At 61.3% G+C, this 13,796-nt stretch carries 12 protein-coding genes; 8 read left to right on the forward strand and 4 right to left on the reverse strand.

Features of this window, described 5'->3' with window-relative positions; genetic code table 11:
- Window positions 1-133 precede the first annotated feature (133 nt).
- Both acs and CSE6_RS15435 read left to right on the forward strand, forming a co-directional pair.
- A complete protein-coding gene (gene acs / locus CSE6_RS15430) occupies window positions 134-2,128 on the forward strand; it encodes an acetate--CoA ligase (protein ID WP_034407401.1) in 1,995 nt (664 codons plus the stop codon).
- Window positions 2,129-2,269: 141 nt separating this feature from the next.
- Complete coding sequence (locus CSE6_RS15435) at window positions 2,270-2,725, forward strand: hypothetical protein (RefSeq protein ID WP_034360486.1); 456 nt, start codon at window positions 2,270-2,272, stop codon at window positions 2,723-2,725.
- A 108-nt stretch (window positions 2,726-2,833) separates the two neighbouring features.
- Here the strand turns inward: CSE6_RS15435 and argG are convergent, their stop codons facing one another.
- The 4 genes from argG to CSE6_RS15455 form a co-directional block, all read right to left on the reverse strand.
- Window positions 2,834-4,171 carry an argininosuccinate synthase gene (gene argG / locus CSE6_RS15440; RefSeq protein ID WP_059440905.1) on the reverse strand — a complete coding sequence of 446 codons (1,338 nt, stop codon included), beginning with the start codon at window positions 4,169-4,171 and terminating at the stop codon, window positions 2,834-2,836.
- A gap of 106 nt (window positions 4,172-4,277) precedes the next feature.
- Window positions 4,278-4,595 (reverse strand): pyrimidine/purine nucleoside phosphorylase, encoded by a 318-nt coding sequence (locus CSE6_RS15445; RefSeq protein WP_003057202.1) that lies wholly within the window; start codon window positions 4,593-4,595, stop codon window positions 4,278-4,280.
- 149 nt (window positions 4,596-4,744) lie between these two features.
- Window positions 4,745-5,497, reverse strand: a complete 753-nt coding sequence (locus CSE6_RS15450; RefSeq protein ID WP_012837577.1) for a glycine zipper 2TM domain-containing protein — start codon at window positions 5,495-5,497, stop codon at window positions 4,745-4,747.
- A 125-nt stretch (window positions 5,498-5,622) separates the two neighbouring features.
- Window positions 5,623-5,985: an ArsC family reductase gene (locus CSE6_RS15455; RefSeq protein ID WP_034393955.1), complete on the reverse strand. Its 363-nt coding sequence runs from the start codon at window positions 5,983-5,985 to the stop codon at window positions 5,623-5,625.
- A gap of 100 nt (window positions 5,986-6,085) precedes the next feature.
- On the opposite strand from CSE6_RS15455, the gene folC reads away from it, so the two are divergent.
- From folC to gltX, 6 genes are all read left to right on the forward strand, one after another.
- Complete coding sequence (gene folC, locus CSE6_RS15460; protein ID WP_054075615.1) at window positions 6,086-7,411, forward strand: bifunctional tetrahydrofolate synthase/dihydrofolate synthase; 1,326 nt, start codon at window positions 6,086-6,088, stop codon at window positions 7,409-7,411.
- A gap of 58 nt (window positions 7,412-7,469) precedes the next feature.
- Window positions 7,470-8,432 (forward strand): SPOR domain-containing protein, encoded by a 963-nt coding sequence (locus CSE6_RS15465; RefSeq protein WP_059440906.1) that lies wholly within the window; start codon window positions 7,470-7,472, stop codon window positions 8,430-8,432.
- Window positions 8,433-8,460: 28 nt separating this feature from the next.
- A complete protein-coding gene (locus CSE6_RS15470; protein ID WP_034393958.1) occupies window positions 8,461-8,958 on the forward strand; it encodes a CvpA family protein in 498 nt (165 codons plus the stop codon).
- Between the two features lie 196 nt (window positions 8,959-9,154).
- The gene (gene purF, locus CSE6_RS15475) at window positions 9,155-10,663 is read left to right on the forward strand and encodes an amidophosphoribosyltransferase (protein WP_003061095.1); all 1,509 of its coding nucleotides are present in this window, start codon (window positions 9,155-9,157) and stop codon (window positions 10,661-10,663) included.
- 298 nt (window positions 10,664-10,961) lie between these two features.
- On the forward strand, window positions 10,962-12,173 hold the full coding sequence (locus tag CSE6_RS15480) for an O-succinylhomoserine sulfhydrylase (RefSeq protein ID WP_034378566.1): 1,212 nt from the start codon (window positions 10,962-10,964) through the stop codon (window positions 12,171-12,173).
- A gap of 150 nt (window positions 12,174-12,323) precedes the next feature.
- Complete coding sequence (gltX, locus tag CSE6_RS15485; protein WP_059440907.1) at window positions 12,324-13,733, forward strand: glutamate--tRNA ligase; 1,410 nt, start codon at window positions 12,324-12,326, stop codon at window positions 13,731-13,733.
- Window positions 13,734-13,796: the final 63 nt, after the last annotated feature.

The raw sequence follows: 13,796 nt of genomic DNA on the forward strand, positions 1-13,796 counted from the left end.
CAAAAATGGGAGCGAATGACAGACTTGACGGCACGCAAAAGCCGCTTGTCAATTTCAGTCAGTGGGGTGTAAGACCGAGCCTTGACAGTACACCCACAATTATTTCATTGCTTATGCATCAGGAGACAAAACGATGAGCGCTGCGACATCAACCATCGAATCCGTGCTGGTGGAAAACCGAGTGTTCCCGCCCCCGGCGGATTTCGCCGCCAAGGCCCGCATCTCGGGCATGGCGCAGTACCAGGCCTTGTGCGACGAAGCCGAACGCGACTATGAAGGCTATTGGGCACGGCTGGCCCGCGAGAACGTGAAGTGGACCAAGCCCTTCACCCAGGTGCTGGACCAGAGCAACCCGCCGTTCTACAAATGGTTTGCAGATGGCGAGCTCAACGCCAGCGCCAACTGTCTGGACAAGCACATGGGCACGCCCGTGGAGAACAAGACGGCCATCATCTTTGAAGCCGACGGCGGCGAGGTCACCAAGGTTACTTACAAAGAGTTGCTCGCCCGCGTGAGCCAGTTCGCCAATGCGCTCAAGGCGCGCGGCGTGCAAAAGGGCGATCGTGTGCTGATCTACATGCCCATGACCATCGAGGGCGTGGTGGCCATGCAGGCCTGTGCACGCATCGGCGCCACGCATTCCGTAGTGTTCGGCGGCTTCTCGGCCAAGGCCGTGCAGGAGCGCATCGTGGACGTGGGCGCCAGTCTGGTCGTCACCTCCAACTATCAGATGCGCGGCGGCAAGGAGCTGCCGCTCAAGGCCATCGTCGATGACGCGATTGCGCTGGGCGGCTGCGAAGCCGTCAAGAGCGTGCTGGTCTACGAGCGCACGGCCACTGCCTGCAATATGGTCGCGGGCCGCGACATCAGCTTCACCGATGCGCTGGCAGGTCAATCCACCGAGTGCGAAGCCGTGCCTGTCAATGCCGAGCACCCGCTCTTCATCCTCTACACCAGTGGCTCCACTGGCAAGCCCAAGGGCGTGCAGCATGCCACCGGCGGCTATGTGCTGTGGGCCAAGCAGACTTTCGAGTGGACCTTTGATGTCAGGGACAGCGATGTCTTCTGGTGCACGGCCGATATCGGCTGGATCACCGGCCACAGCTATGTGGCCTATGGCCCGCTGGCGGCCGGTGCCACGCAGATCGTCTTCGAAGGCGTGCCGACTTTCCCCAATGCGGGCCGTTTCTGGCAGATGATAGAGCGCCACCAGTGCAGCATCTTCTACACGGCACCCACGGCCATCCGCTCGCTGATCAAGGCCGCGGACTCCGACCCCAGCGTCCACCCGAAGAACTGGAATCTGTCCAGTCTGCGCCTGCTGGGCTCGGTGGGCGAACCCATCAATCCCGAGGCCTGGATGTGGTATCACAAGCATGTGGGCGGCGAGCGCTGCCCCATCGTGGACACCTTCTGGCAGACCGAGAACGGCGGCCACATGATCACGCCGCTGCCCGGTGCCACGCCTCTGGTGCCCGGCTCCTGCACCCTGCCCCTGCCCGGCATCACGGCTGCCATCGTCGATGAGGCCGGCAACGAGATCCCCAATGGCGCCGGCGGCATCCTGGTGGTGAAAAAGCCCTGGCCTTCGATGATTCGCACCATCTGGGGCGACCCTGAGCGCTTCAAGAAGAGCTACTTCCCCGACGAGCTCAAGGGCTACTACCTGGCTGGCGACGGCGCCGTGCGCAGCGAAGATCGCGGCTATTTCCGCATTACGGGCCGTATCGACGATGTGCTCAACGTCTCGGGCCACCGCATGGGCACCATGGAAATCGAGTCGGCCCTGGTGGCCAAGACCGATCTGGTGGCCGAGGCCGCCGTGGTCGGCCGTCCCGACGACCTGACCGGCGAAGCCATCTGCGCCTTTGTGGTGCTCAAGCGCGGCAAGCCCACGGGCGAAGAGGCCAGACAGATTGCGACCGAGCTGCGCAACTGGGTGGCCAAGGAGATCGGCCCGATTGCCAAGCCCAAGGACATCCGCTTCGGCGACAACCTGCCCAAGACCCGCAGCGGCAAGATCATGCGCCGCCTGCTGCGCTCGCTGGCCAAGGGTGAGGCGATCACCCAGGACACCAGCACCTTGGAGAATCCCGCGATCCTCGAGCAATTGTCGGAGGCCAATTGAGCCGGCGCATGCCGCTGATCTGAACGCATCATGACGACAGGGCCGCTGGCAACAGCGGCTTTGTCATTTCTGGCGCTTGCTGACGCAAGCCGGTGCGATCTTGGGTTAAAACAAGGCATCCCGGAGTACAAGGAGAAGAGCATGAACTTTCGCACCATCTGCATTGCCATCATCGTGGCCCTGATTGCCGTATTGGCCGCCTTCAACTGGACGGCGCTGTCGGCCCCTGCTGCAGTTTCGCTGGGCGTGACCGAAATCCAGGCACCGCTGGGCGTGCTCATGCTGGCGCTGACGATTTTGCTGAGCGTGTTCTTCATCGCCTATGTGCTGTGGATGCAGGGCTCGGTGCTGCTGGAGGCACGTCGTCACGCCAAGGAGATGCAGGCCCAGCGCGATCTGGCCGACAAGGCCGAGGCTTCGCGTTTCACGGAGCTGCGCGGTGTGCTGGAAGCACTGCATGCCAGGGACAAGGAAGAGGTGATGGCCCGGCTTGATGTGCTGGAAGCGCATCTGGTGCAGCGTGCCCAGGAGTCGGACAACAGCACGGCAGCCTATGTGGGGCAGCTGGAACAGCAGGTGCACCAGATCAATCGCTGATGCCTCAATACTGATAGCTTCAATCGATTTGCCTACAAGCGATTGAGGCGTATTCGGCATGAAAAAAGCCGCTGCACTGCAGCGGCTTTTTCACGCAGGCGAACCGAATTACTTCTTGTCGTTGCCCAGCTGTGGCAGGGCGTTGGCGCTGCTCACGCTCAGCAGGCCGGCTTGCGAGTAGATGGCCAGCTTGGCGCGGGTGTCGATCAGGTCCAGGTTGCGCATGGTCAGCTGGCCGATGCGGTCGATGGGGCTGAAAGGCGCATCTTCGACCTTTTCCATGGACAGACGCTCGGGAGCGTAGGTCAGGTTGGGCGACTCGGTGTTCAGGATGGAGTAGTCGTTGCCGCGGCGCAGTTCCAGCGTCACGGTGCCGGTCACGGCTCGGGCCACCCAGCGCTGCGAGGATTCGCGCAGCATGATGGCCTGGGGGTCGAACCAGCGGCCCTGGTACAGCAGACGGCCCAGGCGCAGGCCGTTGATGCGGTACTGCTCGATGGTGTCTTCGTTGTGGATGCCGGTCACCAGACGCTCGTAGGCAATGTGCAGCAGGGCCATTCCGGGGGCTTCGTAGATGCCGCGGCTCTTGGCCTCGATGATGCGGTTTTCGATCTGGTCGCTCATGCCCAGGCCGTGGCGGCCGCCGATGCGGTTCAGCTCCAGGAAGACTTCCACGGCATCGGTGTATTCCTTGCCGTTGATGGCCACGGGACGGCCTTCTTCGAAGGTGATCGAGACTTCTTCAGCCTTGACTTCGACTTCTGGTTTCCAGAAAGCCACGCCCATGATGGGGTTCACGATGCGGATGCCGGAGTTCAGGAACTCCAGATCCTTGGCTTCGTGGGTGGCGCCCAGCATGTTGGAGTCGGTGGAGTAGGCTTTTTCGGCCGACATCTTGTAGCCGAAACCTTCCTTGGTCATGAAGGCCGACATTTCTGCACGGCCGCCCAGCTCGTTGATGAAGTTGCTGTCCAGCCAGGGCTTGTAGATCTTCAGCGCGGGGTTGGTGAGCAGGCCGTAGCGGTAGAAGCGTTCGATGTCGTTGCCCTTGAAGGTCGAACCGTCACCCCAGATGTTGACGTCGTCTTCCTTCATGGCAGCCACCAGCATGGTGCCGGTCACGGCACGGCCCAGGGGCGTGGTGTTGAAGTAGGTGATGCCGCCGGTGGAAATGTGGAAGGCGCCGGACTGGATGGCGGCAATGCCTTCGTTTGCCAGCTGGGGGCGGCAGTCGATCAGACGGGCCTTTTCTGCGCCATATTCCATCGCCTTGCGGGGAATTTCGTCGTAATCGGCTTCGTCGGGCTGGCCCAGGTTGGCCGTGTAGGCGTAGGGCAGGGCACCCTTGTTCTTCATCCAGCGCAGGGCGGCAGAGGTGTCCAGGCCGCCGGAGAAGGCGATGCCGACCTTCTGGCCGACGGGAACATGTTGCAGAATGGTTTCCATGAGATTTCTCTTCAAAGTGATAGCTGCAAGCGCTTGATGGGTAAGCGATTGGGGCTGAAAAGGCTTGAAATTCTCGGGTCTGACCCGAAGCCGGGCCAGGCGCGGATTACGCGTAGTGGCAGATGTAGTGGTAAGCCTCGGTTACGCGGATGTCGAACTTGGAGTTCGCGGGAATCTGGAAGCTCTCGCCGGCCGAGGACTTCTTCCACTCGTCGCTACCGTCGAGCTTGTATTCGCAGGAGCCGCCCACGCATTCCATGATTTCTGCGGCTGCGGTGCCAAAGGTCAGCGTTGCAGGCAGCACCACGCCCACCGACTTCTTGGTGCCGTCGGCCAGCGTGAAGCTGTGGCTGACGCACTTGCCGTCAAAGTAAACATTGGCCTTGGTGGTGAGGCTGACGCCTGCGATGGTTTCGGTGGTCATGGAAGAAGTACGCTGTGCGTGGTCGAAGATCAAAAGCATTGATTTTAGGCCACGGGATTTGCACCTGTGCGAATGCCAGGCAAAGGCAGGAAAAACAAGAGCCCCGTGACGGGGCTCCTGAGCGGCCTGCAAGGCCGGATCGGCTTGGGTTAGCGGCGCCAGCCATGGCCGCCGTGGCCTCCGTGCCAGCCCGGACGGTAGCCAGGGCGGTAGTAATGGGGGCGGGTGGCGTAGTAGGCGCCTGCACCGATGGCGGCGCCGATCAGCAGCGGAGCCACATAGTCAGACGCCGAGTAGGTCGAGCCTACCGAGTAGGTGGGCGCCACGGGCTGAGGGGCGTAATAGCCGCTGTCGTAGTTCTGCGGATAGCTGGTGCTGTAGGCGCCCTGGGGAGGCGTCTGGGTGCTGTAGTAGCCGTCGTTGCTGTAGACCGGGTCGTTGGCCACGGGCTGCACATTCAGCGCAATCCATTGGCCGGGCGGGTTGGCGGTCTGCGTGGTGTAGTTGCGACCGTTGTACTCATAGGTCACGTTGTAGCCCACGGTACGGTTCTGGTAGAAGGTCTGCGTGCTGCACTGGCGCATGTTCTGGTACTGCACCGGGCCGGAGGCTTCGGCCTGATTGCCCAGCATGGCACCGCCGACAACGCCGGCTGCCGTGGCTGCTGCACGGCCGCCGCCGCCACCGATGGCATTGCCGATCAGGCCGCCGGCAATGGCTCCGACCACGGCACCCGCACCGGTGGGGCGAGGTGCAACCGCCACCGGCTGGTCGCTGCAGACCTGCTGTGGCACGGCGACCTGCTGGGTGATGGGGGTCGAGGACAGCACGCGACCGCGCTCCTGGGCATAGGCCCCGGTGGCGGCCACGGCGGTCAAAGTCAAAACTGCCAGAGTTTTCATCAACATCTCTCCTGTCTCTGAAGCTTTAACGCATCAGATCACCGAAAAGTTTAGGGGATCTGCGTAAACTCAAGCACTCGGCACCGTAAAACTAGGTAAAGCCATGTGTAAATGTGAGCGGTTGCTTATGTGTTTTGCAGCGTATCCCATTCATCGGCCTTGAAACCAACGGTGATTTTCCCGTCGGCCCATTCCACCACGGGTCGCTTGATGGTGCTGGCGTGCTCCTGCATCACGGCGGCGGCACTGGGCGCATCCACGGCAGAGGCCTTGGTCGCGTCATCGAGCTTGCGCCAGGTCGTGCCCTGGCGGTTGAGCAGCTTTTCCCAGCCCACGGCCTGCATCCACTGGGGCAGACGCTCGGCGGGAACGCCTTGTTTCTTGAAGTCGTGGAATTCGTAAGTAATACCTTGCTCACTGAGCCAGCTGCGTGCTTTCTTGACGGTGTCGCAATTGGGGATGCCGTAGACGGTGGTGATCTTGCTCATGGTGTTCGGTAGCTGTGAAACGGTTGGAGTCAGATGTAACGCATTTGCCAAGTGCCGGCAGCCATAGGGCCTCTGACAGTGGGCGACAATAGCGCCCAGTATGCACACCATATTCCCCACCTTGGATGCCTGGCTGGCTTATTGCGAGCGCCTGCATCCCCAGAACATCGCCCTGGGTCTGGATCGCGTGCGTGAAGTCGCACAGCGCATGGGCCTGCAATTCGACTGCCCCGTCATCACGGTGGCCGGCACCAATGGCAAGGGTTCGACCTGTGCCATGCTGGAGGCCGTGGCCCTGCAGTCCGGCTATCGCCCCGGTGTCTATACCTCGCCGCATCTGGTTCACTTTGAAGAGCGCTGCCGTGTGGGCGGCGAGATCGTCAAGGCCGAGGAGCTGATACCGCATTTTGAAGCGGTGGAGCAGGCCAGGGTCAAGGATGGCAAAGAGGTTGCACTCACTTACTTCGAGTTCACCACGCTGGCAATATTGCGCCTGATGAGCCTGTCCAGGCTGGATGTGGCGATTCTGGAGGTGGGTCTGGGAGGCCGGCTCGATGCCACCAACATCATCGATGCCGACTGCGCCATCATCACCAGCATCGATCTCGATCACATGGAACTGTTGGGCCCCGATCGCGAAAGCATTGGCCGCGAAAAGGCCGGCATCATGCGTGCCGGTCGTCCCGTCATCGTCAGCGACCCCGTGCCGCCGCAAAGCGTGATCGACCATGCGACCGAAATCGGTGCCGATCTCTGGCGCTTCGGCAAGGACTTCAACTACGACGGCGACAAGCAGCAGTGGGGCTGGGCCGGCCGTGGCCGCCGCTATGCGGGGCTGGCCTATCCGGCGCTGCGCGGAGCCAATCAGCTGATGAATGCTTCCGGCGTGCTGGCCGCCTATGAGGCCATTCGCGGCAAGCTGCCGGTGACGGCACAGGCCGTGCGCACGGGCTTGTCCATGGTGGAGCTGCCCGGTCGCTTCCAGATCGTTCCCGGTCAGCCCACGCTGGTGCTGGATGTGGCGCATAACCCGCATTCGGTGGCGGCACTCACGGCGAATCTCGATGCCATGGGCTACTTCCCGACTACGCATGCTGTATTCGGTGCCATGGCCGACAAGGACTGGGAGCCCATGCTCACCAAGGTGGGGCCGCTGGTCGATCGCTGGTACTTCACCGATCTGCCCACGCCGCGTGCGGATTCTGCAGAAAACCTCAAGGCCAAGCTGCAGCAGTTGCAGGCCCAGGGCGTGATCCGCAAAGATGTGAGCATGCAGACCTTTGCCAATCCCCAGCAGGCCCTGGATGCCGCAGTCGCGGCAACGGAGGCGGCTGATAGAATCGTGGTCTTTGGATCGTTCTTCACCGTGGGCGGAGTGTTGCAAAACGGCACGCCTCGTCTGAACGCCAAACACCTGGCTCACTGAGTCAGCGGCCTGCCGCCCCGGCTTTTGTCAGGTGGCAGGCCTCAACAAGTCCTCACTCATGGCATTTTTCAATTTCCGTTGGCCTGGCAAAAAAGACGAAGCCGAGTCCGTGGCCGGAGCCAAGCGCCCCAGCCGCTTGGCCCAGGGCGAAAGCGTGGAAGCCATGCGCCGCCGCGCACGTCATCGTCTCATCGGGGCGGCCGTGTTGGTGCTGATCGGTGTGGTGGGCTTCCCGCTGCTGTTCGATACGCAGCCACGTCCCATTCCGGTCAATATTCCGATTGAAATTCCCGATCAGGCCAACTCAGCTCCCGAGGTCGTGCCTGGCACCCAGGTGGCGAGCCAGACGGCTGCACCGTCAGGGCGTGTTGCTGCCAATGCTTCTCTGGATGATGGCGAAGAAGTGCTTGCCCCCTCGGCCAGGCCTGCAGCTCCTGCGGCGGCCGCTGTGGTGCCTGCTGCGCCGGTGGTCGGGGCTGCGGTCACTGCGGCTGCCGTCGGAACTGCCGCTGCGGTGGCATCTCAGGTCAAGCCCGAGCCCAAACCAGAGGTCAAACCTCAGCCCAAGCCGGAGCCCAAGCCGGAGCCCAAGCCGGAAGTAAAGCCAGAGCGCAAGCCGGAACCGAAGCCTGAAAAGCCCAAGGCCGAGGTCAAACCTGAGGTCAAGAAGCCGGAAGCCAAACCCGAGCCCAAGCACAAGCCGGACACGCCCAAGGTGGATGAGGCCGCTCGTGCCCGTGCACTGCTGGAGGGGCGCAGTACCTCGGAAGCGGCACCGGTCAAGGAGGCTGCAGCGACTAACGAGCGCTTTATCGTTCAGATCGGTGCCTTTGCCGAAGTCGGCAAGGCCAACGAAATCAAGGGCAAGCTGGGTGCCGGAGCCTTTACCCAGACCGTGGATACCAAGGACGGCAAGCGCACACGTGTTCGCATGGGGCCTTTCAAGAGCCGCGAAGAAGCCGAGAAGGCTGCCGCCAGGGCCAAGGCCCTGGGCTTGCCGGCATCGGTGTTCAAGGCTTGAGACCGGTTTTCCGGCAACGGTTTGATTGATGAGCACACTGGACTGGATTTTTGTGGTCGTTGTGCTGGGCTCCTTGTTGCTGGGGGCCTGGCGCGGTCTGGTCTATGAAGTCCTGTCCTTGCTGGGCTGGCTGGTGGCCTTCATGGTCGCGCGGACCTGGGCGCAAGAGGTGGCGGTATGGCTGCCGCTGGATGGTTGGGACATGCAACTGCGTTATGCGGCGGGCTTTGTGCTGCTGCTGGTGGGATCCATGTTTGCCTGGGGAGTGATCTCCTGGCTGTCCAAGCAGTTGATTGAGGCCGTGGGTCTGAGACCTGTGGATCGCACCCTGGGCGCATTGTTCGGTGTCTTGCGTGGTGGCCTGCTGCTGCTGGTGCTGGCTCTGGTGATCCAGTACACGCCGCTGCACAAGGCTTTGTGGTGGCAGGACTCGGTGCTGGCGCCCTGGTTGACCGAGGCGCTGGGCTGGGTGCTGCCGGCTCTGCCAGAGGAGTGGGGGCAGTATCTGCCCAAGGCATCCTCTTGAAGCGAAGTTTTTTGCCGCAATTTACCTAAGGGTTGAAAGTGGCTAAGGCGCTTGCTGTAAAACGCAGTGGGTGCCGACGAGAGTTTGGTGTTGGCGTGATCCGCCATGCCGGATATCAAAGCGCAGGCTAGCCAATGGGTGGCGAAGCAGGCGAGTGTGGCGAAGGGCGACTTTCGCGAACAGATGGAACGCAACTATGTGTGGAATCGTTGGTGTGGTGAGCACCACACCCGTGAATCAGCTGATTTATGACGCTTTGCTGCTGCTGCAGCACCGTGGGCAGGATGCAGCCGGCATCGTGACCCAGCAGGAACGCAAGTTCTTCATGCACAAGGCCAAGGGCATGGTGAAGGATGTGTTCCGCACCCGCAATATGCGTGCTCTGCCCGGTGATGTGGGGCTGGGTCAAGTGCGTTATCCCACGGCGGGCAATGCCTCCAGCGAGGAAGAGGCTCAGCCCTTCTACGTGAATGCGCCCTTCGGCATCGTCATGGTGCACAACGGCAACCTCACCAATGCCAAGCAACTGCGCCGCGAACTGGCGGACACCGACCATCGCCACACCAACACCGAAAGCGACTCCGAGGTCCTGCTCAACGTGCTGGCGCACGAGATCGGTCGCGCCTCCAGCGGCGCTCCGCTGCAGAGCGAGGAAATCTTCAAGGCCGTGCGTGCGGTGCACAAGCGCATCAAGGGCTCTTACGCCGTGATCGCGCTGATCGCCGGCTACGGCCTGCTGGCCTTCCGCGATCCCTTTGGCATTCGTCCGCTGTGCATGGGCCGCGGCAATGATGGCACCATCATGCTGGCCAGCGAGTCCGTGGCGCTGGAAGGTACAACCCATCAGTTCGAGCGCGACATTGCTCCCGGCGAAGCGATCTTCGTCCACAACGACGGTCGCGTCGAGAGCCAGCAATGCGCTGAAAAGACCCAGCTCAATCCCTGCGTGTTCGAGTATGTGTATCTGGCACGTCCCGACTCCACCATGGATGGCATTTCGGTCTATCAGGCTCGTCTAAACATGGGTGAGACGCTGGCCAAGCGCGTGATCTCCATGGTGCCGCCCAATGAAATCGATGCGGTGATTCCCATTCCCGAATCGAGCCGCCCCAGCGCCATGCAACTGGCACAGTTGCTGGGCAAGCCCTATCGCGAAGGTTTTGTGAAGAACCGCTATGTGGGCCGTACCTTCATCATGCCGGGCCAGGGTGCTCGCAAGAAGTCGGTGCGCCAGAAGCTCAACGCCATCAGCAGCGAGTTCAAGGGCCGCAATGTGCTGTTGGTCGATGACTCCATTGTGCGCGGCACCACCTCCAAGGAAATCGTGCAGATGGCGCGCGATGCAGGTGCCAACAAGGTGTATCTGGCATCGGCTGCGCCTCCCGTGCGTCACCCCAATGTGTATGGCATCGATATGCCCACGCGTTCCGAGCTGGTGGCTCACGGCCGCACGGTCGAGGAAATTCGCCAGGTCATCGGCTGCGATGCGCTGATCTATCAGGACGTGGAAGCCATGAAGCAGGCCGTGGGCAAGATCAATGCCCAGGTGAGCGGTTTCGAGGCATCGTGTTTCGACGGCATCTATATCACTGGCGATATTTCCGATGAAGAGGTGACGGCGCTCAACGAGGGCCGCAACCGCGGCAGCGAAGAGGAGAGCGAAGACACTTCGCGCCTTTCTCTGCCCAATGCTCAGGAAAGCTGAGCGTTAAAGCGCAGCGGATGACCGAGTCGGAAAGGGTTGCTTAGGCAACCCTTTTCATTCGGGAGGACAATGGCAGAGCCGCGCGGTCGGTGTGCTCTTTAATAGTGAGCACATGACGTATGTCCATAAAGCGTTTGAGTCTGATTTGACTCGGATTTTTTGGAATGTGAGCAAGGCATATTCAAAGACCGGCACGGCGAGTGCCGCCGGTCAAGCTGGTAGAGCAGCATGCGTGCGGGCCTGATTGGCGGTCTGCAGCGGACTCATGACCGGTACCAACCATCTGGATTTGACGATTGTGACCAACAAGACATTACCCGAAGGTTTGCATCCTGAAACTCTGGCCGTGCGCGAAGCGGTCGAGCGCAGCCAGTGGGGCGAGCATTGCGAAGCCCTGTACATGACCAGCAGCTTTGTGCAGCCCGATGCGGCGACCGCAGCGCGCCGCTTTGCCAATGAAGAGCCGGGCTTCACCTACAGCCGCACCGGCAACCCCACGGTCACCAGCTTTGAAAAGCGTCTGGCGGCCATGGAAGGTACGGAATGTGCGGTCGCGACCTCCACCGGCATGTCGGCCATCTTGCTGGTGGCGCTGACGGCGCTCAAGACGGGCGATCACGTGATCTGTTCGCAGTCCATGTTCGGCTCCACCATCAAGCTGCTGGGAACCGAAATGGCACGCTTCGGTGTGGAAACCACGTTTGTCTCGCAGACCGATATCGAAGCCTGGAAGGCGGCCATCAAGCCCAACACGCGCATGTTGTTTGCCGAGACGCCCACCAACCCGCTGACCGATCTCTGCGACATCGCCGCACTGGCCGAGCTGGCGCACGCCAACAACGCGCTGCTGGCCGTGGACAACAGCTTCGCCACTCCCGTGCTGCAGCAGCCCGTGAAGTTCGGCGCCGACCTCGTCGTGCACTCGGGCACCAAGTTCCTCGACGGCCAAGGCCGCGTCATGGCCGGTGCGGTTTGCGGCACCATTGCCCTCGTGGACAAGGTCATGGGCACTTTCTTGCGCAGCGGCGGTCTGAACATCGCTCCCTACAATGCCTGGACGGTGATGAAGGGTCTGGAAACCCTGGCTTTGCGCGTCAAGGCGCAAAGCGCAGCAGCGCTGGAGTTTGCCGCCTGGCTGGAAGCCCATCCCAAGGTGGCGCGTGTGTACTACCCGGGCCTCAAGAGCCATCCTCAGCACGAGCTGGCCATGCGCCAGCAAAATGGCATGGGCGGTGCGGTGCTGGCCTTCGATGTGGTGGGCGAGGGTGCCGAGCAACTGCGTGTCAATGCCTTCCATGTCGTGGACAGCACGCGTCTGTGCTCGATTACAGCCAACCTCGGTGATGTGAAGACGACCATCACCCATCCGGCCAGCACCTCGCATGGTCGTCTGACCGAGGACCAGCGTCAGGCTGCCGGCGTGGGTCAGGGTCTGATTCGTATTTCCGTGGGTCTTGAGCATCTGGAAGACCTCAAGGTCGACCTGGCTCGCGGACTGGATACGCTGTGAAACACTCCCTGAGTCGCTTCGCGCCTTCCCCTTCCTGGGGGACTATGCCTGCGCTGCGAGGCGGCTCTTGCTCGGCATCTCTGGCCGAGACTGCGTGCGTATCAAGCGCCGCAGCCTTGGCACGGGGAATGTCGTACAAGGATTTCTGATATGACAAACAACAAAATTCGCACCCGCTTTGCCCCTTCGCCCACGGGCTTCATCCATCTGGGCAATATTCGTTCGGCCCTCTATCCCTGGGCGTTTGCGCGCGCCAATGGCGGTGACTTCGTGTTGCGCATTGAAGACACCGATCTGGAGCGCTCCACCCAGGCTTCCGTGGACGTGATCCTGGAAGGCATGGAGTGGCTGCAGCTCGACCATGACGAAGGCCCGTTCTACCAGATGCAGCGCATGGATCGCTACAAGCAGGTGCTGGCGACCTTGCAGGAAAAAGGCTATGTCTACCCCTGCTATATGAGCATGGAGGAACTGGACGCGCTGCGTGAAAAGCAGATGGCTGCCAAGGAAAAGCCGCGCTACGACGGCACATGGCGCCCCGAGGAGGGCAAGGTCCTGCCCGCGATTCCCGAAGGCGTGAAGCCCGTGCTGCGCTTCAAGACTCCGCAAACCGGTGTGGTGGGCTGGGACGACAAGTGCAAGGGCCGTATCGAGTTCCAGAACTCCGAGCTCGACGATCTGGTGATTGCCCGACCCGACGGCACGCCCACGTATAACTTCTGCGTCTGCGTGGACGACATGGACATGAACATCACCCATGTCATCCGTGGCGACGACCATGTGAACAACACGCCGCGCCAGATTCACATCTTTGAAGCGCTGGGTGCCACCGTGCCTACCTTTGCCCACCTGCCCACCGTGCTCAACGAGCAAGGTGAAAAGATGAGCAAGCGCAACGGCGCCAAGGCCGTGACCCAGTACCGCGATGAAGGCTATCTGCCCGATGCCATGGTGAACTATCTGGCCCGATTGGGCTGGAGCCACGGCGACGACGAAATCTTCAGTCGCGCCCAGTTCCTGGAGTGGTTCAACCTGGATCACCTGGGCCGCAGTGCTGGCCAGTTTGACGAAGCCAAGCTGCGCTGGGTCAATGCCCAGCATCTGAAGGCCATGGATGACGCCGAGCTGGCTCAACTGGTCAAGCCCTTTGTCGTCAAGGTGGGTGTGGCCGAGAGCCTGATCGACGCCGATGACCGTCTGGTGCGTATTGCTGCCTTGTTCAAGGATCGTTGCGAGACCTTGGTGGATCTGGCCAACTGGGCCAAGGTCTTCTATGTGGAAAGCGTGGAGCGCAATGCGGAAGACTACGCCAAACATGTAACCGAGGCGGCCAACCCCGTGCTGGATGCATTTGCTGCCGTGGTGGAAAACGTGGAATGGACCAAGGAAGCCATTGCGGCTGCGATCAAGGAGCTGCTCAAGGCGCAGGGCGTGAAGATGCCCGTGCTGGCCATGCCCGTACGTGTTCTGACCGTGGGCACGGCCCATACTCCCTCGGTCGATGCGGTGCTGGAATTGCTCGGACGTGAAAAAGTTATCGCGCGTTTGAAAAAACGCTAAAAACCTGTCTATAATTCAAGTCTCTGCAAAACGCGACTGATTAAAAGGTTGTCTTGCAGAGAG

Origin of the sequence: Comamonas sp. E6, from assembly GCF_001010305.1 — a bacterium.
Classification (GTDB): Bacteria; Pseudomonadota; Gammaproteobacteria; order Burkholderiales; family Burkholderiaceae_C; genus Comamonas; species Comamonas thiooxydans.